Source organism: Enterococcus sp. AAFC-DPL-5182 (genome assembly GCF_058216605.1).
Genome location: NZ_CM177101.1, coordinates 2,239,844 through 2,262,472, shown reverse-complemented (window position 1 = coordinate 2,262,472; position 22,629 = coordinate 2,239,844). Strand labels below are relative to the sequence as shown.

General features: G+C 36.1%; 19 protein-coding genes. 12 read left to right on the top strand and 7 right to left on the bottom strand.

Annotated elements, in window-relative coordinates; translation table 11 throughout:
* Nucleotides 1–59: 59 nt before the first annotated feature.
* Nucleotides 60–461 (bottom strand): DUF2871 domain-containing protein, encoded by a 402-nt coding sequence (locus tag AC4BB7_RS10525; protein ID WP_086313459.1) that lies wholly within the window; start codon nt 459–461, stop codon nt 60–62.
* 170 nt (nt 462–631) lie between these two features.
* Here AC4BB7_RS10525 and AC4BB7_RS10520 point away from each other — a divergent pair, with 170 nt between their 5' ends.
* Together AC4BB7_RS10520 and AC4BB7_RS10515 are read left to right on the top strand one after the other, a co-directional pair.
* Nucleotides 632–2,281, top strand: a complete 1,650-nt coding sequence (locus tag AC4BB7_RS10520; protein WP_490482976.1) for a glycoside hydrolase family 13 protein — start codon at nt 632–634, stop codon at nt 2,279–2,281.
* Between the two features lie 230 nt (nt 2,282–2,511).
* A complete protein-coding gene (locus AC4BB7_RS10515; protein WP_490482975.1) occupies nt 2,512–3,729 on the top strand; it encodes a pyridoxal phosphate-dependent aminotransferase in 1,218 nt (405 codons plus the stop codon).
* A gap of 83 nt (nt 3,730–3,812) precedes the next feature.
* On the opposite strand, the gene AC4BB7_RS10510 is transcribed toward AC4BB7_RS10515, so the two are convergent.
* A complete protein-coding gene (locus AC4BB7_RS10510) occupies nt 3,813–3,989 on the bottom strand; it encodes a hypothetical protein (RefSeq protein WP_086313456.1) in 177 nt (58 codons plus the stop codon).
* A gap of 194 nt (nt 3,990–4,183) precedes the next feature.
* Here AC4BB7_RS10510 and AC4BB7_RS10505 point away from each other — a divergent pair, with 194 nt between their 5' ends.
* A complete protein-coding gene (locus AC4BB7_RS10505; protein ID WP_490482974.1) occupies nt 4,184–5,011 on the top strand; it encodes a helix-turn-helix domain-containing protein in 828 nt (275 codons plus the stop codon).
* Nucleotides 5,012–5,114: 103 nt separating this feature from the next.
* Entirely contained in the window at nt 5,115–6,263 is a 1,149-nt protein-coding gene (gene nagA, locus AC4BB7_RS10500) for an N-acetylglucosamine-6-phosphate deacetylase (RefSeq protein ID WP_086313454.1), read from the top strand.
* Nucleotides 6,264–6,304: 41 nt separating this feature from the next.
* Here the strand turns inward: nagA and AC4BB7_RS10495 are convergent, their stop codons facing one another.
* Together AC4BB7_RS10495 and AC4BB7_RS10490 are read right to left on the bottom strand one after the other, a co-directional pair.
* Nucleotides 6,305–6,697, bottom strand: a complete 393-nt coding sequence (locus tag AC4BB7_RS10495; protein WP_086313453.1) for a hypothetical protein — start codon at nt 6,695–6,697, stop codon at nt 6,305–6,307.
* A 33-nt stretch (nt 6,698–6,730) separates the two neighbouring features.
* A complete protein-coding gene (locus tag AC4BB7_RS10490) occupies nt 6,731–7,399 on the bottom strand; it encodes a DNA/RNA non-specific endonuclease (protein WP_490482973.1) in 669 nt (222 codons plus the stop codon).
* A 165-nt stretch (nt 7,400–7,564) separates the two neighbouring features.
* Here AC4BB7_RS10490 and AC4BB7_RS10485 point away from each other — a divergent pair, with 165 nt between their 5' ends.
* The 4 genes from AC4BB7_RS10485 (at nt 7,565) to floT (ending at nt 14,027) form a co-directional block, all read left to right on the top strand.
* Nucleotides 7,565–8,266 carry an ABC transporter ATP-binding protein gene (locus AC4BB7_RS10485; RefSeq protein WP_086313451.1) on the top strand — a complete coding sequence of 234 codons (702 nt, stop codon included), beginning with the start codon at nt 7,565–7,567 and terminating at the stop codon, nt 8,264–8,266.
* 6 nt (nt 8,267–8,272) lie between these two features.
* Entirely contained in the window at nt 8,273–11,701 is a 3,429-nt protein-coding gene (locus tag AC4BB7_RS10480) for an ABC transporter permease (RefSeq protein ID WP_490482972.1), read from the top strand.
* A gap of 308 nt (nt 11,702–12,009) precedes the next feature.
* The gene (locus AC4BB7_RS10475; RefSeq protein WP_086313449.1) at nt 12,010–12,534 is read left to right on the top strand and encodes an NfeD family membrane protein; all 525 of its coding nucleotides are present in this window, start codon (nt 12,010–12,012) and stop codon (nt 12,532–12,534) included.
* Between the two features lie 20 nt (nt 12,535–12,554).
* Nucleotides 12,555–14,027, top strand: coding sequence for a flotillin lipid rafts scaffold protein FloT (gene floT / locus AC4BB7_RS10470; protein WP_086313448.1), 1,473 nt, complete (start codon nt 12,555–12,557; stop codon nt 14,025–14,027).
* A gap of 107 nt (nt 14,028–14,134) precedes the next feature.
* Here floT and AC4BB7_RS10465 read toward each other — a convergent pair whose 3' ends face one another.
* Nucleotides 14,135–15,394, bottom strand: a complete 1,260-nt coding sequence (locus AC4BB7_RS10465; RefSeq protein WP_086313447.1) for an MFS transporter — start codon at nt 15,392–15,394, stop codon at nt 14,135–14,137.
* A gap of 228 nt (nt 15,395–15,622) precedes the next feature.
* Between AC4BB7_RS10465 and AC4BB7_RS10460 the strand changes: the two genes are divergently transcribed.
* Nucleotides 15,623–16,321, top strand: coding sequence for a carbonic anhydrase family protein (locus AC4BB7_RS10460; RefSeq protein ID WP_490482971.1), 699 nt, complete (start codon nt 15,623–15,625; stop codon nt 16,319–16,321).
* A 65-nt stretch (nt 16,322–16,386) separates the two neighbouring features.
* Here AC4BB7_RS10460 and AC4BB7_RS10455 read toward each other — a convergent pair whose 3' ends face one another.
* Complete coding sequence (locus tag AC4BB7_RS10455; RefSeq protein WP_490482970.1) at nt 16,387–18,003, bottom strand: PucR family transcriptional regulator; 1,617 nt, start codon at nt 18,001–18,003, stop codon at nt 16,387–16,389.
* A gap of 61 nt (nt 18,004–18,064) precedes the next feature.
* Complete coding sequence (locus tag AC4BB7_RS10450; protein WP_086313444.1) at nt 18,065–18,820, bottom strand: IclR family transcriptional regulator; 756 nt, start codon at nt 18,818–18,820, stop codon at nt 18,065–18,067.
* 176 nt (nt 18,821–18,996) lie between these two features.
* Here AC4BB7_RS10450 and AC4BB7_RS10445 point away from each other — a divergent pair, with 176 nt between their 5' ends.
* From AC4BB7_RS10445 to AC4BB7_RS10435, 3 genes are read left to right on the top strand one after another with little or no spacing between them, the layout of a single operon-like run.
* Nucleotides 18,997–20,670, top strand: a complete 1,674-nt coding sequence (locus AC4BB7_RS10445) for a thiamine pyrophosphate-dependent enzyme (RefSeq protein WP_086313443.1) — start codon at nt 18,997–18,999, stop codon at nt 20,668–20,670.
* Between the two features lie 47 nt (nt 20,671–20,717).
* Nucleotides 20,718–21,620, top strand: coding sequence for a sugar phosphate isomerase/epimerase family protein (locus AC4BB7_RS10440; protein ID WP_490482969.1), 903 nt, complete (start codon nt 20,718–20,720; stop codon nt 21,618–21,620).
* A 22-nt stretch (nt 21,621–21,642) separates the two neighbouring features.
* A complete protein-coding gene (locus tag AC4BB7_RS10435; RefSeq protein ID WP_490482968.1) occupies nt 21,643–22,605 on the top strand; it encodes a D-2-hydroxyacid dehydrogenase in 963 nt (320 codons plus the stop codon).
* Nucleotides 22,606–22,629: the final 24 nt, after the last annotated feature.

The following is a 22,629-nucleotide window of genomic DNA, read 5'->3' as shown; positions in this document are numbered from 1 at the left end:
TAATAATGATTAAAAGAATAGACAACCAGATTCATTCCTTGTATTAAAAACAGTGAAGTCTATTCTTTAACTGCTTTAAATAAAACTTGGAAGAAATAAGCTAATCCCACTGTAATGATAATATGACCTAATCCAGCCATTCCAGAAATCGCTGCTGATTCAGGATGACCTAATACTTGCAAAATACCTCGAACGATCATCATTAATAATGTAACACCTAAGCCAATATTATAAATAATATAGAATTTTTTATAATTTTTCTCTTTAGTCAATTGAAAATTCTTTTCTAGCACTAAAACAATCAAGAAAAAGAACATTCCTAAAATCAATACATGTGTGTGTAAAACACTCAATTGTGTTGTACCAGAAAAATCATTCCATTTTGTAAATTCACGATAAAAAACTCCTGCTAATAATCCAAAAATCATATACGACATACTAACTCTAACTAACTTTTTCATGGTTCACCTCTAATTTTATTTTTCAAACAACTTAACTATAGCAAAGCAATTGCCTAATTTCTATGTATTTGCTTTTCGAGTAGATCAAAAAAATATATGCATTTTAGATACGCTTTTTGATCATATCTTATATAATGGATGAAAGACAAATACAAATTGGAGTGATACAGATGACAATCAAACGTACTTGGTGGAAAGAAGCAGTTGGTTATCAGATCTACCCAAGAAGTTTTATGGATACTAATGGTGATGGTATCGGTGATTTGAACGGTATTCGCTCAAAGTTAGACTACCTTAAGGAGTTAGGAATTGGCTTTATTTGGATCACTCCAATCTATGAATCACCTAATATAGATAACGGTTATGATATCAGTGACTACCAGAAAATCCTTAGAACATTTGGTACGATGGAAGAATTCGATTTGTTAGTGGAAGAAGCACATGGATTAGGAATCAAGATCATTATGGATTTAGTCATCAATCACACCTCTAATCAACATCCTTGGTTTTTGGAATCAAGATCTTCCGTAAAAGATGATTATAGAGATTATTATATTTGGGCAGATGGGAAGATTGATGGTCCGCCCAACGATTGGGTTTCGATTTTTGGTGGATCGGCATGGGAATATGATGAAACAACCAATCAATATTACCTCCATGTTTTTGCCAAAGAGCAGCCTGATTTGAATTGGGAAAATCCTAGAGTTAAAAGAGAATTATTTTCAATGATCGATTGGTGGCTAGATAAAGGTATTGATGGGTTTCGTGTTGATGCGATCTCTCACATCAAAAAGGCACCTTTAGAAACGCCCTTAACCAGCGACCCCTTTGAGTCATTTAAAAATGTACCTGGAATTGAAACGCACTTAGAAGAGCTGAGAGATGTGTTTAAAAAACGTGATATTTTAACGGTTGGTGAAGCGAATGGTGTTAGTGCCAAAGAAGCGCATCAATGGTTAGGAGAAAATGAAGGATACTTTAATATGCTATTTGAGTTTGATCATATTTCACTTTGGAATAAAGAAGAACAAGAGACTCTCGATGTCATTCGTTTTAAAGAAGCAATCACTACTTGGCAAGAAGCTTTGGCGGATGGTAAAGGTTGGAATGCTTTGTATATGGAAAATCATGATATTCCTCGTTCTGTTTCAAGTTTTGGTAGTGAAGAGACTGTGTTCTGGCAGGCATCTGCTAAAGCATTAGCACTCACATTTCTTTTACTACAAGGAACGCCTTTTATATACCAAGGACAAGAAATAGGAATGACAAATATGCCATTTGCCTCGATTGATGATATCGATGCAGTAGATACTAAAAATTTTTATTATGAAATGATCCATGCAGGAGTGACACCGGAAAAAGCAATGGAAGTGATTCGAAAAACAGCTAGAGATAATGCAAGAACACCGATGCAGTGGACGGCAGAAGAATATGCTGGTTTTTCAAAAAGAACACCTTGGATAGTTATGAATCCAAATAAGCAGTCCATCAATGTATTAGATGAATCAATGGATCCAAATTCAGTGTTAAACTTTTACAAAGAAGTAATTCAGTTAAGAAATCAAAATGAAGCATTGATTTATGGATCGTATAAATTGTACTTACCTAAACACCCACAATTATTTGTTTATGGTCGTCGCTTAGGAACAGAACGGTTTGTGATCATCATTAATTTGTCTAAAGAATTTGCATCGGCTGATTTGCCAGAAAATGTTCAAATTGAAGAGTGGAATTTGGTAGTATCCAACCTCAATGATCACGCGATTCATCAACACACACTATTTGCTCCTTATGAAGCAAGAGTTTACAAACATAAATAAAAACTCTGACATCTTTTTTACTTAAAGAGAAAGATGTCAGAGTTTTTCAACGATTCATTTAAAAGGAAATTTTGCTGTTAGAGTGGTGTGATTCTTATTTTTGTAAATAAATAGAGCAGATAGGAAAATGGAATAAGAAATTTTTTTAGAAAATTTTCAATTTTTCATTGCTTTTTTTTTCTAGGTGGCGTAACTTTAAAGATATAAATTTTGAAAATGAGGGATACAGTATGAGAAATTTTGAGAAATCTAACAAACTTGATGGTGTAAGTTATGATGTACGTGGTCCGGTTTTAGAAGAAGCGGACAGAATGCATGAAGAAGGTATTCGTATTTTGAAACTTAATACTGGTAATCCCGCCCCCTTTGGTTTTGATGCGCCAAATGAAGTTGTCCGCGACATGATCATGAATGTTCGTAATTCAGAAGGCTATTCTGACTCAAAAGGGATTTTTTCAGCACGTAAAGCGATTGAACAATATTGCCAAGTTAAAGGATTCCCTAATGTGACGATCAATGATATCTATACAGGTAATGGCGTCAGCGAACTGATTTCAATGTGTATGCAAGGCTTATTGAATAATGGTGATGAAGTGTTAGTTCCAATGCCGGATTATCCATTATGGACAGCTTCTGTTTCTTTAGCTGGCGGAAATCCTGTTCATTATATTTGTGATGAACAAGCAGAATGGAATCCTGATATTGATGATATTAAATCTAAAGTTACGACTAATACAAAAGCAATCGTATTGATCAATCCAAATAATCCGACAGGAGCCTTGTATCCTAAGGAAATCCTTGAACAAATCGTTGAAATAGCAAGACAAAATGATTTAATCATCTTCTCAGACGAAATCTATGATCGTTTAGTGATGGACGGACTAACGCATATACCAATCGCAACATTGGCGCCAGATTTATTTGTGGTTACTTTAAATGGACTATCAAAATCACATAGAGTTGCAGGTTTCCGTTGTGGTTGGATGGTACTTAGTGGGAATAAAAAACATGTGAAAGGGTATATAGAAGGATTGAACATGTTGGCTTCGATGCGTTTATGTTCAAATGTATTATCTCAACAAATTATTCAAACGGCGTTGGGAGGGTATCAAAGTGTAGACGACTTGTTATTGCCTGGAGGAAGAATCTACGAGCAACGGGAATATATTCACAATGCGATCAACGCTATTCCAGGGCTTTCAGCAGTGAAACCCAAAGCAGCTTTTTATATATTCCCCAAAATCGATACTGCCCGTTTTAATATTTATGATGATGAGAAATTTGTTCTAGATTTTCTACATGAACACCATATTTTACTGGTGCATGGTGGCGGATTTAACTGGACTCAACCAGATCATTTTAGAATTGTGTATCTTCCTAAAATGGAAGACTTGAAATTTACAACTGAAAAAATGCGTGAGTTTTTAAGTACCTACAAGCAAAAATAATAAGAAAACATAGAACTAAAAAGAGTGACTCAAAACGATTTTCGTTTTGAGTCACCCTCATTTTTCGATTGCTATCTACAAAATTAGTCTGTAGTTTTGCAATCTTTTTTACTAATTACCATACGATTTGTGTACTTTTCTTCCATATCCGGACTTGGATCCGAAACAACAACCAAATAAGCATTTTCATATTCTTTTTCGACATAGCCCTGATAACTACTTTTGTCCCAACTGAAGCTAATTCGTTTCTCCTGTGTCATGAGTAACACCCCTTATTTGCAAAGCAAAATTATTTTAAATCGTCTCGGTCTAGTATTAGGTAATGTTCTTGCAGTATATTATGCAATAAAGTACAATAAATGCATAATGCGAATTCGCATATTTTGAATCTTTTTGATTAACATAACTTTTTTTATTAGTAATAGATCATTGAAATTGGCTTAGGAGTGAAGGTATGGATTCTTTTGGAGCAGTTATTAAAGAGATTCGTAAGAATAGAAAACTAACGCAAAAAATGTTATCAGAAGACATTTGTTCACAAAGTGTATTGAGTAGGATCGAAAATAATGAAGAGTTACCTAATGTGGTAGTGATGCAACAAATTTGTCAGCGTTTAGGAGTAACAATGGACCAAATCATGCAGTTCAAGTCAGATGAAGTTCGTTTGATTACACAAATATTTGAAAAAATAGCGGATTACTTTCGACATAAAGAATATAAAAAAATAATGAGGTACATGAAAGATACTCAAATTGAAGAACGTTTACATTTGGATACAGACTGGCAACGCTATTATTATTATTTAGGTAGTTGTAAATTTTATCTTTGCAGTGATTACGAACAAGCGAACCTTGACCTGAAAAAAGGTCTTTCATACACCTATCAAGCAAATAAAGTGAACTTGTCTGATTTTGAAATTCAAGTGATCAGTTGTATCGGCAGTACATATAGTAGTATTGGTAAGATTGCGGATGCTGAGAAATATTTGAAACTAAGTATTCATTATTTTCATAAATTACCAAATGAACGCGTGACTGCTGAATTAACAAAGATATTTTATAATTACTCTAAATTTTTAACAGATCAAAAACGTTTGGAAGAGGCTCAAATCTATATCGATCAGGGAATTGTTTGGTCAAGACATCGAAATAGTTATTACTATCTAAGCGAATTATTTCAATTAAAAAGTCAATTGATGTTTGTTAAAGGAAAAATAGAACAAGCAGAAGAATATCAAATTTTATCGGAACAAATTCTCCGTATCGAAACAATTAAAATCTAAGGAAAGTTATGTAAATATTTTTTGAAAAGGTCTACACCATTCTTGACTTTACCTGATTTTAAGAGTACGTTTATAGTAGAAAATTAAAGAAAGAAGGATGAAGATGAGAACGTTTATCTTTGCTGAAAAGTTCTTTTTAAAAAGTGATGTAAAAGGACCAGGTTATTTAGAGATCACAGATGGTCTTTTCGGAGATTTTTATAAAGAAGTTCCTGAAAAAGATGTAAAAGTAATCAAAGAAGAAGGCAAATGGATTGCACCTGGCTTGGTTGATACCCATATTCATGGTTATATGAATCATGATGTGATGGATAACGATGCTGAAGGGTTGAAAGTTATGTCAGAAGGATTGTTATCTTGTGGTGTAACATCATTTTTACCAACGACGTTGACTTCAAGTAAAGAACGCTTAAAAGATGTTGCCAAAACGATCGGTGATGTTTATCAAGAAGTTCCAGGAGCGAAAGTTCAAGGAATTTACTTTGAAGGACCTTTCTTTACAGAAGAACACAAAGGCGCTCAAAATCCAAGTTACTTTGGCGATCCAGATTTAGCGACATTTAATGAGTGGCAGGAAGCTTCTGGCGGTTTGATCAAAAAAATCGCATTAGCTCCAGAACGTAAGGGTGTTAAAGAGTTTGTAAAAGCTGTAACAGATGAAGGTGTTGTTGTGGCGTTAGGTCACAGTGATGCAACATTAGAGCAAGCAACAGATGCAGTAGAATCTGGTGCTAGTGTCTTTGTTCATGCATATAATGGGATGCGTGGATTGAATCATCGTGAACCAGGAATGGTCGGCGCACTAATGTCATTGAAACATGTCTTTTCTGAATTGATTTGTGATGGACACCATGTTCACCCGAATGCAGCAGATATTTTAATGGAAAAAGCGGGTCATGATCATGTAGCATTGATTACTGACTGTATGATGGCTGGCGGTATGCCAGAAGGTGATTACATTTTAGGCGAGTTTCCAGTTGTTGTTAAAGACGGAACAGCTCGTTTAGAATCGGGCAATTTAGCTGGTAGTATTTTAAAATTAAAAGAAGCAATCAAAAACGTTGTGGACTGGGAAATCGCTACACCAGAACAAGCGATTATGATGGCAACATTAGTTCCAGCTGTTAGTTGTAAAATCGATGACAAATGCGGTATGATTTCTAAAGGTCGCGATGCAGACTTTATCGTGTTAAATCCAAATATGGAATTAGATGCAACCTATTTAGACGGTGTAGAACGTTACCGTGCATAATAAAAAAACAGCTTTCAGCAATTTTGCTGAAAGCTGTTTTTTTATAGTGATTCATTTTTAGGTAAGATAGAAGAGTTTAATGTACCACTAGTGTACGCAATAAAAAAATCGGATAAGAATAGATCATAGGTCTCGATATCTTCTTTATAAAGTGAAACTGGAATAACAAAGCTCTGTTCGGTTGTACCTGCGATATAATCTCCGTCAATCGTTTGTGCTACAACTAAAAATTCTTTTTGTTTCCAATTTGAAATATCATCCGAGGAAATTGTTTCATCAGAAGCAAGGTATTGAACATTTTGCTCAAATTGCTCTTCTAAAGTTTGGCTGAAAATAATCGCACTTTCTTCATCCTGTTCATTTTCTAAAACCGCGGTTAAAAAACTTTGTGGATCAGATTCTGTAAGCTGGTCTTTTATCGTTGGAAAATCCATATACCTTCCTCCTAAACTTAAAAGCCGAACAGGCTATTTTTCATTCAATATCGTAACACGAAAATCAATGGTGGTATTTTTACCCAGACCTTTTGCTTCTAAATCGATTTGTTTACATAATAATTCAGTACCTTCATAAACTGGTGTGACCCGATAACGGATCGTTTCTCCATTATCTAAGGCTTGACGGATTTGGTTTTCGTATTTAGTCATAAAAGGTGTATTTACAGGTGTTTGATAAAGAGTGGTGAGATTTCTTGCATCATCACCTGAACCGCCAAGCTGCCGTCCAATCAAATGTCCTCTAGAATGAGAGGTTGGTTCTAAACCAGAAACAAAACCGGGTGGGCGAATATCCTTATTAGCGGATGTACCTGTATTGACCATTGCTGGTTTCAATAAAGCATCAGCGCCAGTTGCCCGGCCAAGTGAATCTAAAGCGTGATAATCAATCCAGCCTTTTTTACTATCAGCTAACTCAGCGGCTGAAAATGTTGCAGCTCCAAGTTCCTTAGGTCCAGGATTCGTCGAACTTACAGGTTTTGTCGTACTTGGTTTTGTTTGTTCCTGTTTGTGAATTCCGAACATCTCCTGAATGTCGGTTGGGACTTGTACCCCAAATACGCCTAAAACTAAAATAATTAAAACTGCCACGAGCATAACTGCTGGACTGAACGGTGGCTTTTGTTTTTTTCTTGCCATGTTTTTTCTCCTAACTGAAAATAAAGCTGACCTTTGTTGAAAATTTATAATAAGTCATCCTTCTATTATACGAAAAAAAACAAAAAAATCAAAAACCTTTTGTGCTGTAAGAGGACTTGTTAGTCTTATTATGATAAAATTCTTTTGAGAGGGGATTGAAAAAACATGGCGTATATTGATGTAATAAATGAATATAAAAGATATCATATGGGAGATACCACAATAGCTGCAAATGATGGGATCACCTTTTCCGTAGAAAAAGGGGAAGTAGCTGTCATCTTAGGTCCAAGTGGTGCTGGGAAATCAACTGTATTAAATATTTTAGGTGGAATGGATTCTTGTGATGAGGGGCAGATCGTAATCGATGGAACGGATATTGCCAAATTTAATGAAAAGCAATTAACAACATATCGCAGAAATGATGTTGGATTTGTTTTTCAATTTTATAATTTAGTGCCTAATTTAACCACAAAAGAAAATGTTGAGTTAGCTTCTCAAATCGTTTCGGATGCATTGAATCCGGAAGAAGTCTTGAAATCAGTTGGTTTGGGCGCTAGATTAGACAATTTTCCGGCACAATTATCTGGTGGTGAGCAACAGCGTGTGACGATTGCTAGAGCCATTGCCAAGCGTCCTAAATTGTTATTATGCGACGAACCTACAGGTGCCTTAGATTATGAAACGGGAAAACAAATATTAACAATTTTACAAGAAACTGCTCGTAATACTGGTACGACTGTTATCATCATCACACATAATTCTGCGATTGCACCAATGGCGGATCGCGTGATTCGCATTAATGATGCCAAAGTTAGAAGTGTAACGATCAACGATGAACCAAAACCTGTATCCGAGATAGAATGGTAGGTGGCCGTGTTGAAAAAAACAGCCTTACTTAAAACAAGTTTTCGAGAAATCAAACAATCTAAAACGCGATTTATATCGATCATGGGAATTATTTTTCTCGGTGTGATGGTTTTTGTTGGTTTAAAAGCAACAGGGCCTGATATGACTCAAACAGCTTCAAACTATTATCAAAAGCAAAAATTACCAGACGCCCGAATCGTTTCGACTCTTGGGTTAACAGATAAAGACATTGATGAAGTGAAGCAAGTGAAAGATGTAGAGACTGTTTTTCCGAGATATACAAAGGATTTAGCTATTAGCGATCGAAATGTTGCGGTAAAATTTGTCAGCTACGACATCAAAGAAAAACAATCTTTGACTGACTATAAAATTGTTGACGGTCGAATGCCTAAAAAAAGTGGAGAGATCGTTCTAGATGACCTTGCTCAATTACGAGGACACTATAAATTAGGGGAAACTCTGACACTATCAAAAGAAGACAACAAAGACAAAGCATTGAAAAAAACGCAGTTTAAAATCGTCGGATTTGTTCAATCACCTGAGTATATCGAGAATACGTCAAGAGGGAATACAACGATTGGAAAAGGTTCACTAGATTTTTTTGCAGTAGTTCCAAAAGAAGATATGGATCTTTCAGTCTATACAGAAATACTAGTGTCTTTCAAAGGTCTTAACAATATTGACAGCTATTCAACTGAGTATAAGGACAAACGAGAAACAGCAGTTGCATCCGTTAAACAAGCAATGAAGAAACGTCCAAAACAACGCGTAGAAGAAATCCGTGAAGAATCAAAAGCTTCATTTGAAAAAGCGCAAAAAGAGATTACGGACGGAGAAAATGCCTTAAAAGATGCTGAAATAAAATTGCAGTCAAGTGAACAGGAATTAGTGTCAGGAAAGCAAGAACTAGCGCAAGCACAAGCAACCTACACACAACAAATCGCGACAGCAGAAAATGAACTTGCAGCAAATCAAACAACGATCATCAACAGTGAAAATGAGCTTACAGCTCAAAAAAACTTACTTGAAACAAAACGAACTGAGTTAGCTCAAGCAGAAAATCAAGTTGCTGAAGGTCAAAATGCCTTACCTGGGTTACAACAACAGCGCAATGAACTAGCGACATCAAGTGAATCGTTAAATCAATTAGTCAATGGTTATCAGAGTTTAGCTGCTTCGGTTGCTATTTTGGATCGTGTACCAGATGCGTTATTGTCAGAAAGTATTGCGGAAGCTGCCCCACAATTACAATCAGCAGTTCAATCATTAGGAGCGCCAGCTGAAATAACTAGTGCGATCGATCAACTGATTACCCAACCAGAAAGAGGAAACATAGGGGTTGTGATGCAAACCATCAATGGTGCTTTAGCAAATTTATCAGCACAACAAGCTGACGTTGCACAAGGTTTGCAATCGCTTGATCAAACCATTGCTACTATCAATCAATCGATCGCTCAATTCACGGAAGGTCAACAGCAAATCGCTGTAGCAGAAACTCAACTAGCACAAGCACAAGCGCAATTAGCTTCTGGAAAAGAACAATTATCAGCGGGACAAGCGCAATTGGAACAGTCAAAAATTGACGGACAAGCAAAATTAGATGAAGCGCAAGCCAAAATTGATGAGGGACAAAGAGCCTATGATCAAGGACTAGCCGATTTTCAAAAAGAAAAGGAAGAAAGTCTAGCGAAATTGGCGGATGCCAAAAAACAATTAGAAAAGAAACAAAAAGAATTAGCTGATTTAAAAGCAGCAGATTATTACTATTTCACAAGAGATGATAATCCAGGGTATTCAGAATATGAAGACAATGCGAATCGTATTTCGTCTCTATCAACCGTTTTTCCAATTTTCTTTTTCTTGATTGCAGCGTTAGTTAGTTTAACAACAATGACTCGTATGGTTGAGGAAAAGCGGATGGAAATCGGTAGTTTGAAAGCATTAGGCTATCGAAACGGTGAAATTGCTTTTAAATTTTTAGTGTATGCAGCAATTGCCAGTTTATGTGGTGCTGTTTTAGGATTGTTTGTTGGGTATTATTTATTCCCGACGATCATCTTTGATGCATATGGCCAATTATATAATATTCCAAATTTTGTGACACCTTGGTATTTGAGTTATAGTTTGATTGCTATTTTGGTGGCTGTGCTATGTACAGCCGGTGCAGCGATGGTTGTTTTACGAATCGACTTATTTAGCACTCCCGCAAGCCTTTTACGCCCCAAAGCACCTAAAGCTGGTCAACGGATTTGGTTAGAAAGAGTGAAACCAATTTGGAATCGATTGAGCTTTATTCAAAAAGTAACAGCACGGAATTTGTTCCGATACAAGCAACGAATGCTAATGACAGTCTTAGGAATTGCAGGGTGTATGGCATTGATTATTACAGGCTTTGGGTTGAAAGATTCAATTTCAGATATCGTAGAAGTTCAATTTAATAAAATCTGGCATTACCAAGCTGTTGTGACGTTCAAAGATGGAACGAATAAAAAGGAGCAAGAGAATTATCAAGCGGTATTGGATAATGTTAACGGGTTAAAGGAAACGATGCCTTTGTACATCGAGTCTTTAAAAACGACCAATAAATCGAATGCAAAACAAGATGTTTCAATTTATGTTCCTGAAACACCAAAAGAAATCGATCATTTTATCCTATTCAATGATCGGCAATCTGGCAAAAAATATGAGTTGACAGATGATGGTGTCATCATCAATGAAAAATTAGCTAATTTATTCCACTATAAAACAGGTGATACACTTGTTTTGAAAAACAGTGACAACCAAGAATACAAATTTAAAATCAAGGCGATTGCCGAAAATTATACAGGTCACTTTGCCTATATGTCACCAGCCTATTATGAAAAAATAGTCAAGAAAGCACCGAAATATAACACGGAGTTTTTACTTTTTGATAAAGTGCCAGATGAACAAACTGAGGCTTCAATAGGAAAAGAATTGATGGCAAATCAAAATGTTTTAAATGTTTCCTTCTTATCTATCTCTAGTGATGCACTAGATGATACGATCCACAGTTTGAATATTGTCGTATGGGTCTTGATTACAGTCTCTGGGTTGTTGGCATTTATCGTGTTGTATAACTTGACGAATATCAATATCTCAGAACGAATCAGAGAACTCTCAACCATCAAAGTATTAGGTTTTTATGATAAAGAAGTGACGATGTATGTTTATCGGGAAAATATTATTTTAACGTTGATCGGTATTTTCTTCGGTTGTTTCTTTGGAAAACTTGTTCATGGTTATGTATTGACAACGGTAGAAGTTGATATGTTGATGTTTTCTCCGACTATTCATTGGTTTAGCTATCTTTATTCCGCGTTGATTACCTTATTCTTTACTTTGTTGGTCATGGTTTTCATGCATAGAAAATTGAAAAAAGTCGATATGATCGAAGCTTTAAAATCAAATGAATAAAACGGATAAAAAGTTAGAGTGGAACAAAAACATTTAACTCCGAAAAAAGAAGGCGTCGCTTTTGCGCTCACTATTTATTTGGATTTCTTAAGGCTAGGACATAACTCTAAAGTTATGTCCTAGCCTTTTCTTTTTGTGTGAACAGATACTTTTGATGGATGACTTTTTTAAGATTAGCTGTCCTTTTGTACAGAATATTGGTAAAATATAAGTATCTTCGGGAGAACGTCGGGAGAGAATGGAAAAAGTCGTTTCAATAATAAAACGACAAAAAAGGCGTGGGAATCAGACAAGAAAGGAGTGAGAACGTGATTCAAGGAATTCCGATTGAAACAATTTATCTTTACACACTGATTATTTGTGCAGGAATTGCGGTTTTACTGGTGATTTTCGGAGATATTTTTGATTTTGACGGACCTATTGATCCGATGTTAGCTATTCCATGGTTGGCATTTACATCATTATTCGGTTATTTAGGAGAGCGTTTACTTGGTTGGAATCATCTAATGTTATTCATCGTCAGTGGCGCAATTGCGTCAATTCTCGTTTTTTTCTTAAATTTTTATGTGTTGATGCCGTTGAAAAATGCGGAATCAACCATTTCGATTTCGGAAAAGGATATGGAAGGCAATACGGCAACTGTTATTACGCCGATTCCAGTTGGCGGTATGGGTGAGATTCAATTTAAAAGTGTCACTGGGTCAATCAGTAGACCAGCGGCATTCTATGCGCCACAAGACCAACCAATCGAACGAGGGGCGCAAGTACTGATTATTGAAATCAAAGAACGTGTGTGTTACGTCGTTCCTTATGAGGGTAGTTTACAATTATAAACAAGAAGGGGTAGAAGAAAATGGAATTAGGGATTTTAGGACCAATTGTTCTGGTTGTTTTTATTTTATTGATGATGTTGATTGTTTTTATCTCAAAATATCAAACAGCCAAACCAGATGAAGCGTTGATTATTAGTGGGAGTTATTTAGGTAATAAGAATGTTCATGCTGATGAGCGTGGCAATAAAATAAAAATCGTTCGTGGCGGAGGTGCCTTTGTATTACCAGTATTCCAACGCTCGAATCGAATTAGTTTGTTATCAAGTAAGTTAGATGTATCCACACCGGAAGTTTATACAGAACAAGGAGTTCCAGTAATGTGTGATGGAACCTCGATCATCAAAATCGGTTCTTCAGTTGAAGAAATCGCAACCGCGGCGGAACAATTTTTAGGTAAAACACGTGAAGAACTTGAAAATGAAGCACGTGAAGTTTTAGAAGGTCATTTACGTTCGATTTTAGGTTCAATGACTGTAGAAGAAATTTATCAAAATCGTGATAAATTTAGTCAAAGTGTGCAGGAAGTTGCGAGTGTGGATTTGGCCAAGATGGGTCTGATCATTGTATCATTCACAATCAAAGAAGTTCGTGATAAAAATGGGTATCTAGATTCCTTAGGAAAACCAAGAATCGCACAAGTAAAACGTGATGCAGATATCGCTGAAGCAGAAGCTTGGAAAGAAACACGAATCAAAAAAGCGGAAGCAGAAAAAGAGTCACAGCAAGCTGAATTACAACGTCAAACAGAAATTGCTGAAGCCTCAAAAGAAAAAGAATTGAAATTAGCAACTTACAAAGAAGAACAAGATATTGCTAAAGCCAAAGCTGACCAAGCTTATAACTTAGAGACAGCGAAAGCGCAACAAGACGTTATTGCCCAAGAGATGGAAGTCAAAGTTATTGAACGTCAAAAACAAATCGAGTTGGAAGAAAAAGAAATCATTCGTCGTGAAAAACAATACGATTCTGAAGTGAAGAAAAAAGCGGATGCTGATCGTTATGCGAAAGAACAAGAAGCACTAGCTCAAAAAGCCCGTGAAGTAGCCGAAGCCGAAGCTGAACGTTTCCGTGTGGAATCATTAGCAGAAGCTGAAGCAAACCAAACTCGTTTAGCGGGTCAAGCGGAAGCGGAATCTATTTTAGCCCGTGGTGCTGCCGAAGCCGAAGCAAAACAAAAAATTGCGGATGCCTTTAAGGAATACGGCGAAGCTGCTGTCTTAAGCATGGTGATGGAAATGTTACCACAATTGATGAAAGAAGCGGCTCAACCACTTAGCAATATTGATAAAATCTCAGTCGTTGATACAGGCGGCGGCGGAGAGAATGCGGGCGCTAATCGGATTACGAACTATGCAACGAATTTATTAGCTGGTACGCAAGAAACATTAAAAGAAACAACAGGTTTAGATGTCAAAGAATTAATTGAAAACTTCTCAAAAAAAGGAACGAACAGCAATGTGAATTTCTACGGTGATGAGAAGGAAGAACAATAAGCAAAAAAGAAACAGTGAGCAGATAATCTCTGCTCACTGTTTTCTTTTTTTGAGGCAATAATTGGTATTGCAGGCGTTTTTAATTCCCAGTATATTTTGTTAAAGACTTAATCTAGTTCATAAGCACTATCTTTTTCAGGGACTTTGTTCACGATGAAAAAAGCTACGGCAGCGAGGACCATAATAATGATTGAGATGTAAAAACCCATTTCCCTTGTTCCAGACGCATCGGAGATAACTCCTGTAATCGTAGGAGCAAAAATAGAGGCGCTTAAGCCGAAAAAGTTTGAGATCCCAAGAGTAGTTCCTAAAATTAAAGGGTTTGCCTGGTCGCTGATAAATGAAATAATGATCGGCTCAACGGCTAATTTCCCTAAGAAACCATAAAGAATCAATGCAACTAATAGTAATGAAGAAGTCTTAGCGGTGACAGTCAACAGCAACATTGCCGCTGCACCTAATTCTAGTGCTAAGATGATCGTTATTTTTTTAGACTGCCATTTATCGGAAATTCGACTAAAAATCAAAGCACCTGGAATAGCAGCAAAAGCTACAAGTGCTGATGAAAATCCAATCGCCACACCTTTAAAACCGCGTTCATCTTGTAAAAATGCGGGGAGCCATGTAACGACCATATAGTAACCATAACAAGTGCCAAAATATAACAAGTAAGAGACAAGCATTTTAGCTGAAAAAAGTCCGGTCGGTTTTTCTGTTGTAGTTGGTACTTCAGTTACTGTATCTGTAGTGTCAGTGGTTTCATTTTGTTGTTTTGTTGGACTACTTTTTATCCCAAACGTAAAGGCGATGATCATTGTAACAATCAGTCCAAAGCAAAGGAACATCATCGATTGCCATGGAAAATTAAATTGTTTGACTAAAAGACTGGAAAGAATCATCCCGATCCCCATACCAACGGCAGAACCACTATTAATAATAGCGGTAGAAAGGCCTTTTCTGTTTTGAGGGATACTTTCAGATGAAAGTGAGAAAGCTGCGCCATAGTATGAACCACAACCTAAGCCGGCTAGAACACTAGCGAAATAAATAAGTGTCAAAGATTGCGCTTGAGTGATCATAAATGCTGCTGCACCAAATAAAATAAATCCAGGAATCATCACCGTTTTCTTTCCGAGTCGGTCAACTAGCATCCCAGCTGGAATCTGCATACTTGTTGCCCCTAAAAAATAACAACTAGAGATCAAGCCCATTTGTGCATTGGTGTGAAGACCGACCGTTCCTTGGATTTCTGAAAATAATGGTGTAAGGGACGCGCGATAGACCCAAATAGTGACCCAACCAAAACATAGTAATACGACAATTCTTTTCCAGTAATGCGTGTCAATTTTTTCACTGCTGTTATTCATTTTTTTCCTCCTATAGCAATTTAATAGAACATGTATTGATCGAAACTAGAAATGTAAACGCTTTTTTACATCATAATAAGAAATCAAATATAATTCATGGTACATTCTGACTAATGTTTTTAAATTTCTTTGCTCTATTTGGACAAATACAACCATAAGTTCATCGATTATACTATCTTCAAATATAGAATTGTAAGCGTTTTATAACTGCGGGAAGGATACGTCAATATGGAAAAAGAAATAGAGTGGGATTATTCTTTAAACAAAGGACCAGAATCATGGATAAACTTATGTGATGATTACCATCAAGCATGTACTAAGTATATGCAATCACCAATCGCATTAGCCAAAAGTAAAATCACAAATAATTTGACCCAAGATGCATTGGAAATAGAGTATGAGTGTGACGATTTTCAAATACAGTGGTCAAAGCATACGTTTCATTTTATTCCAAAATCAAAAAATAATAAAGTGTATTTTGATGGGAAATACTTTTACCTTGATGATATTCACTTTCATATTCCTAGTGAACATAGTCTGGAAAATGCCGTTTATCCAATCGAGTTTCATTTTGTCCATCATTCTCAGGAAAATGAACCATTAGTAATTGCTATCTTGTTCAAAAAAATTGTTGGTAATGAGGAATTGCTACAAATAGAGGAGAGCTGCACAACTATAAATTGGGATCTAAGAAAAAAAAGTCTTCGCTTAAATCCTAAAGTTTTTATCCCTCAACTAGTGAATTACTATGCATATTATGGTTCGTATACGACGCCCCCATGCATAGGGGATGTTCATTGGATCGTGTTTTCAACAGTTTCTTCTCTTTTTAGTCGTACTATTTTGAAATTAATGAAAGAAAAAGGATGGACAAGTAATAATCGTCCGATTCAAAAGCAAGAGCAAAAAAAAATTTGGCATACTTAAACTGAGTATGTCAAATTTTTTTAGAGTCAGCTATGATCAAATAATGCTCAGTGTTTCACAATAAGTCAGACTGCGCTTTCATTTTCTGAAAGGGACAAAGCTACTCGTAGTTTAAGTGATAATTTAGAATCATCTACTGGTTGGCCAAATAATTGATTACACTTTTCTATACGATACTTTACTGTATTTCGATGGACAAAAAGTTGTTCAGCTGTCTCAGTTATTTTACATTGACAGTCTAAATAGGTCGTTAAGGTTTTTCTGAGTTCCACATTTGTCTGGTTTGTGGGATAAGCTAGACACTTTAATATTGACTGGCAGAAGTGCTTCATTTCTTCTTCTGATAAATTTTCGGCGATTCGATTGATTCCTTGAGCAGTATTATAAAAAATGAAATTTGTCCGTGAAGGGGCTGTTTGAAGCGTACTTTTGGCCTCTTTATACGAAAAATGAAACAAGTTCAATTGGTTGACAGGATCACCGATGCCAAAATAAAGCGTAACACCTAGCAAGTCAAAAACTTTATCATGTAACTCTTCAAGTATAGATTGCAGATTCTCTTTGTTCCTAAATAGTAAGGCATACTGGTTATCTTCGTCGGTAGGTAAAAGTAAAATACTACCATGTTTTTCAGATAGATATTTTTCTACAAAGTCATAAATAAACAAGTCAATTTCTTTTTCATGAAAGAGTTTATTTTTAGGTATTTGGACTAAAGCTGTGACTACTCGGAAATAATTTGATTCAAATGAATTGATGATCGATGGGAGTTTAGCAAAATCTAATGGATAGCTATTTTTATCAGGGTGAAGCAAGTGATGGAATAAATGCAGTTTTGCTAAACGACTTTCATGTTTGATTGTTTGTTCTTTATAAATCGAAAGTGCCAAAATGATCAATGACTGCTCGATTGCAAATTGTGAAAAAGGATAGCTTAATTGATCGACTTTGAAAATGATCAATAGATATGGAATATAACTATCTGAAGGTACTGGAATAACACTTACTAAAGTTTGTTCCTGTTCATTTATTTCAAATAAGAAAGATTCTTTCTTTGCTTTTTTTTGATTGGAGGTTAAGTGTGTTATAAGTTGTTCTTTTTTTGCAGAGCTTAAAAAATCTGCCACATTATGACTGCGACTAGATGCGGAAACTTCGCCAAATGAATCGATCAGCATAATTGGCTGTTTGATCATGTGACTTAATTGATCGATTAGAGTTGGTGTGGAAGCACCGCGAAAAAGCATTTCAGCAAATTTTTGTTGGATTTCAAGCGAAAAAAACATTTCTTCTGTTTGATCACTCCACACATGACTCAGTAATTTATGAGAAATAGCACCTAAGGTTCGGTTCATCGGAATTTGAATGATAGGAAAATTAAGTGAATCAGCAAAATCGAGAACTTTTTTATTTATTTGTGGGATGAAGCGACCTAACTTGATTGCTAATCCAGCGCTAGGAAGGTTGTTTAAGTGCTCAATCAGTTCGCATAATCGATCAGGATCATCTTTATATGCCATACCAGTTGTTAAGAGTAAGGAATGAGGAGATAGGTAATTTGCGACATCAGGTGTTTCTGATATCTCGACTGTATGCAAAGGGACATCTAAATTTGCCTGTTGGTTTAAAACTACTAAGTCTGAAAAACGGGGAATGCTTAAAACCTCTCTAAGATTTTTCATAATAGTCTCTCCTTTTGATTTGGTTAAAGATAGCTCTCTCAATGAGATGTTTATTTCTAATTTAGTTGATAGTCGCTATTTCTTGTTTTGATAAGTTTAAAACTGTTTTAATTTTTTCTTCACTTATTCTAATGGTGGGAATGGATACACTGATTGCGGCAATTGTTTGATTGGCGGAATTTAAAATAGGTGTTGCAATGCAAAAAACACCTAGTTCACATTCTTCATTATCAACAGCAAATTGTTGTTTTTTAACTTGTTGAATTTCAGTCAAAAGCTGTTGTTTATCAGTGATTGTATTGGGTGTAAATGGTTGTAATTCGACTGTTTCAAAGTAACGCTCTAATTCTTCTTTTGGAAAGGTCGATAAAAATAATTTTCCTGCGCCTGTACAGTATAAAGGTGCCCTTTTCCCGATTTTCTGGGTAATGCTTAAAATTCTTTCTTGACTGTCAATCGAATTGATGTATTCAAGTTGATCTCCAGCACGTACGGATAAACAAGTAGCTTCAGCTAATAAAGAAGACAATCGATAAAGCACGGGTTGCGTCAGCTGAATCAGGTTTTCAGAAGAGATTAAATTTGCTGATATGACCTCAAATTTTTTAGATAATGAATACTGCTGGTTTTCCCGATTTTGTTCAATATAGCCTAATGTCATAAGTGTGTATAAAAATCGTAAAATCGTAGATTTGGGTAATTCAACTGCTTGTGCAATCTCAACTAGTGACATTTCTTGTTTAGCGCTAGTAAAGCTTTCGATAATAGTAAATGTTTTTATCACCGATTGATTTAATTTTACCTTTTTTTCATTCATATGTTACCTCCTGCTTTTTTTCATCGAAGCGTATTTGTCCATCTTGTACAAAAGGATGAACTGTTTTTCGTTTGAAAGAGTCAAAGACCACTTTATGGAGTCATGGTAACATGTTGTTAAGTGAAACGCAATGCCACATGGTGAAATAAAATGAAAAATAGAAAGAAGGAAATGAAATGAAAGCTGCAGAAGCAATAGTTCAAATCATGGTCAAAGAAGGAATCAAAGATGCTTTTGGTATACCAGGAGCTGGCATAAATCCGGTTTACAAATATTTGGAAACAGCACCGATCGAACATTATTGTATGCGACATGAAGAAGCTTGTGTTCATGCGGCAGATGGTTACTACCGTGCCACACATGATATTGCATTAGCTATTTGTACTTCAGGTCCTGGTGCAACAAACTTTGTTACGGGCTTGTATACGGCAAATATTGATTCAATCCCACTGCTTGCCATAACAGGACAAGCAAATAGCTGGCAAATGAAACAAGATGCCTTTCAATGTGTTGATATGGTAAGTATTGCTTCAACTGTATGTAAGAAAGTGTATTGTCCTATGGATGCCGAAGAAATTCCTGCTATTTTGAGAGAAGCATTTTATATTATGCGTTCTGGAAAACCTGGACCTGTTTTACTTGATTTGCCTCTGGATATTCAACAAGTTGAAATCGATTTTGATATCAATGAGTATGAACCGAAAAAAGTGGAAACCGTAAAAGCTACGCCTACTCAAATCAATCAAGTATTAGATATGATCAATGCATCGAAAGCTCCCGTAATTATTATGGGAGGCGGCGTGATTTTAGCGAAAGCAGAAAAAGAACTGATTCAGTTTGCAGAAAGACTTCAAATTCCGATCATACAAACGTATATGGCAAAAGGTGGAGTACCAATTGAACATCCTTTAAACGCGGGTCATGCGGGGATTCAAGTCGGACAACCAATTGGAAATAAAATTTTTCTAGACTCTGACTTAGTCATCGGTATCGGCAATCGCTTTACTGATCGTCATACAGGAAATTTAGATGTTTATAGACAAGGGCGCAAATTTATCCATATTGATATAGAAAAAAATCAAATTGGAAAAGTATTTACGCCAGATCTTGGAGTTGTGTCAGATGCTAAAGAAGCAATCAATGATTTGCTAACAGCTATTGATTCACGCGGTATGACACAAGTAAATAGAAAAGGAATCAGTGAACTTCCTCAGCTTAGAAAGGAATTAGCTAGAAAAACGGATTTTGAAAACAAACCGATCAAACCCCACCGTGTCTTTAGAGAAATGAATCAATTCTTTGATTCAAATACAATGTATACAGCAGGATGCGGTATCACTCAGATTTGGAGTGGTCAATTACAAGATATTGATCGTCCTCGTCGTTATTTACCATCAGGAGGTGCGGGGACCTTAGGGTTTGAAGTACCAGCAGCATTTGGTGCGAAAGTAGCAGATCCAAGTGCAACATCTGTCACTGTCTTAGGAGATTTTGGTTTTACTTTTATGGGAGAAGAAATCGCTGTTGCGGCAGCATTTAAAAAACCAATTATTGTGATTATTGTGAATAATGCCTATCTAGGATTGATTCGTCAAAATCAAATTTCAGCATATGATTTTGAATACGGTGTAGACATGCCCTATAACCAAGATGGTTTGATTGATTATGTAAAAGTAGCCGAAGGTTTTGGTTGTTTAGGAGAGCGGGTTTTCGATCCAGAAGACTTGTCAAACGCATTTAAACGTGCTGTTGATTCAGGTAAAACGTATGTGATTGATGTTATTTGTGAACCTGAACAGCTTTGTGATATGGGTGGTGCACTTGACCAAATCAAAAACTTTGGAGACTAGATCGTATAGGAAGAAAATAAAAAATGGATCAAAAGGAGAAGATAAAAATGAAAGAAAAAATTGAAACGTATTTTGATTTAGGTTTGATTCAATGGATGAGCTATCCGCCAAAAGAGTATGATTTAAAAGAAACTCTTTTACAAATTGCTAAAGATGCCGATTTTAGAGCCATTGAAATTACCCAAATCAAAGATGATAAAACGCGCTTAGAAGTGAAGCAATTGTTGGAACAATCAGGACTAAGAGTTGGTTATGGGGCTCAGCCTAGACTTTTAGGTCCAGGACTTAATCCCAATGCACTGATTGAAGACGACCGGATCTTAGCAGAAAAAACGTTGCTTGAAGCGATTGATGAAGCAGAATATTTAGGTGCTAAAGGGATTGCCTTTTTATCAGGTCACTGGGAGGAAGCTACAAAATCAGAGGCGTATAATCAGTTATTAAAAACTACGGTAAATGTCTGTAAATATGCTGGGACTAAAGGAATGATGGTAGAACTAGAAGTATTTGATTATGATATGGATAAAAAATCGTTGATTGGTCCTGCACCGTTAGCAGCTGAATTTGCGGCTGACGTTCGTAAAAGTTGCAATAATTTTGGATTGATCGTTGATTTATCTCATTTTCCGACAACTTATGAAACAAGCAAATTTGTCATTCAAACAACTAGACCGTATATTACGCATTTGCATATTGGAAATGCTGTTGTTAAAAAGGGGTTTGATGCATATGGCGATCAGCATCCAAGGTTTGGCTATCCAAACAGTGCAAATGATACAGCAGAATTAACAGACTTTTTCAAAGTATGTAAAGAAGAAGGACTCTTTAATAAAGAAGAACCGCTGATCTTATCTTTTGAAGTAACGCCACGAGAAAATGAAGATGCAGACGTAATTGTTGCGCAAACTAAACGAGTAATCAATCGTGCATGGGCTTTATTGGAAGATTAAAAAAGAAAAGGAGAAACAAACGATGAATATTGTTGTTCTTGATGGCTATACAGAAAATCCAGGAGACTTATCCTGGGATGGATTAGAAGCCTTAGGTAATTTGACTGTTTATGATCGAAGTCTTATTTCGGATGACGAGCTGATTAAAAGAATCGGTGATGCGGAAGTTGTCTTAACAAATAAAACACCTATTTCAAAAAAAGTAATTCAAACCGCAACACACTTAAAATACATTGGTGTTCTAGCAACAGGTTATAATGTAGTCGATGTAACAGCTGCTAAAGATCAAGGCGTTATCGTAACAAATATTCCAACATATGGTACAGATGCGGTGGCTCAATACACGATTGCATTATTATTGGAACTATGTCATCACATCGGAGCGCATTCAGATAGTGTTAAAAATGGTGATTGGACTAATTCTAAGGATTGGTGTTATTGGAATTATCCGTTAATAGAGCTATCTGGCAAAACCTTAGGAATTATTGGTTATGGCAGAATCGGTCAAAAAGTTGGAGAGATTGCTCAAGCTTTAGGGATGAATGTGATCGCAACGAATGGCAAGGCAGATGAAAGTACGACCAATGAAGAGACCCTAGTAGATCTTGAAATGATATTTACTGAATCGGATGTCATTACCTTACATTGTCCATTACTTGCAGAAAATGAAGGGTTCATTAATACAGAAAATATGTCAAAAATGAAAACGGGTGTATTGATCATTAACGACTCTAGAGGACAATTGATCAATGAGCAAGATCTGACAGATGCTTTGGCGTCAGGTAAGGTAGGTGGAGCTGCTTTGGATGTTGTTTCAAAAGAACCGATTGAAGCGAACAATCCTTTGTTGAAAGCTAAAAATATAATTATTACGCCTCATATTGCCTGGGCGTCAAAAGAATCACGTTTACGTTTAATGAATATCGCTGTGGAAAATGTAAGAGCCTATCTCAACGGGCAACCAATGAATGTGGTAAATGGATAGTTTGCAATAAATGATGGAAGGTGA

Bases quoted from the DNA above. Each gene is read 5' to 3' on its own strand.
- AC4BB7_RS10525 (WP_086313459.1), bottom strand. From the start codon at position 461: ATGAAAAAGTTAGTTAGAGTTAGTATGTCGTATATGATTTTTGGATTA.
- AC4BB7_RS10520 (WP_490482976.1), top strand. From the start codon at position 632: ATGACAATCAAACGTACTTGGTGGAAAGAAGCAGTTGGTTATCAGATC.
- AC4BB7_RS10515 (WP_490482975.1), top strand. From the start codon at position 2,512: ATGAGAAATTTTGAGAAATCTAACAAACTTGATGGTGTAAGTTATGAT.
- AC4BB7_RS10510 (WP_086313456.1), bottom strand. From the start codon at position 3,989: ATGACACAGGAGAAACGAATTAGCTTCAGTTGGGACAAAAGTAGTTAT.
- AC4BB7_RS10505 (WP_490482974.1), top strand. From the start codon at position 4,184: ATGGATTCTTTTGGAGCAGTTATTAAAGAGATTCGTAAGAATAGAAAA.
- nagA (WP_086313454.1), top strand. From the start codon at position 5,115: ATGAGAACGTTTATCTTTGCTGAAAAGTTCTTTTTAAAAAGTGATGTA.
- AC4BB7_RS10495 (WP_086313453.1), bottom strand. From the start codon at position 6,697: ATGGATTTTCCAACGATAAAAGACCAGCTTACAGAATCTGATCCACAA.
- AC4BB7_RS10490 (WP_490482973.1), bottom strand. From the start codon at position 7,399: ATGGCAAGAAAAAAACAAAAGCCACCGTTCAGTCCAGCAGTTATGCTC.
- AC4BB7_RS10485 (WP_086313451.1), top strand. From the start codon at position 7,565: ATGGCGTATATTGATGTAATAAATGAATATAAAAGATATCATATGGGA.
- floT (WP_086313448.1), top strand. From the start codon at position 12,555: ATGGAATTAGGGATTTTAGGACCAATTGTTCTGGTTGTTTTTATTTTA.
- AC4BB7_RS10465 (WP_086313447.1), bottom strand. From the start codon at position 15,394: ATGAATAACAGCAGTGAAAAAATTGACACGCATTACTGGAAAAGAATT.
- AC4BB7_RS10460 (WP_490482971.1), top strand. From the start codon at position 15,623: ATGGAAAAAGAAATAGAGTGGGATTATTCTTTAAACAAAGGACCAGAA.
- AC4BB7_RS10455 (WP_490482970.1), bottom strand. From the start codon at position 18,003: ATGAAAAATCTTAGAGAGGTTTTAAGCATTCCCCGTTTTTCAGACTTA.
- AC4BB7_RS10450 (WP_086313444.1), bottom strand. From the start codon at position 18,820: ATGAATGAAAAAAAGGTAAAATTAAATCAATCGGTGATAAAAACATTT.
- AC4BB7_RS10445 (WP_086313443.1), top strand. From the start codon at position 18,997: ATGAAAGCTGCAGAAGCAATAGTTCAAATCATGGTCAAAGAAGGAATC.
- AC4BB7_RS10440 (WP_490482969.1), top strand. From the start codon at position 20,718: ATGAAAGAAAAAATTGAAACGTATTTTGATTTAGGTTTGATTCAATGG.
- AC4BB7_RS10435 (WP_490482968.1), top strand. From the start codon at position 21,643: ATGAATATTGTTGTTCTTGATGGCTATACAGAAAATCCAGGAGACTTA.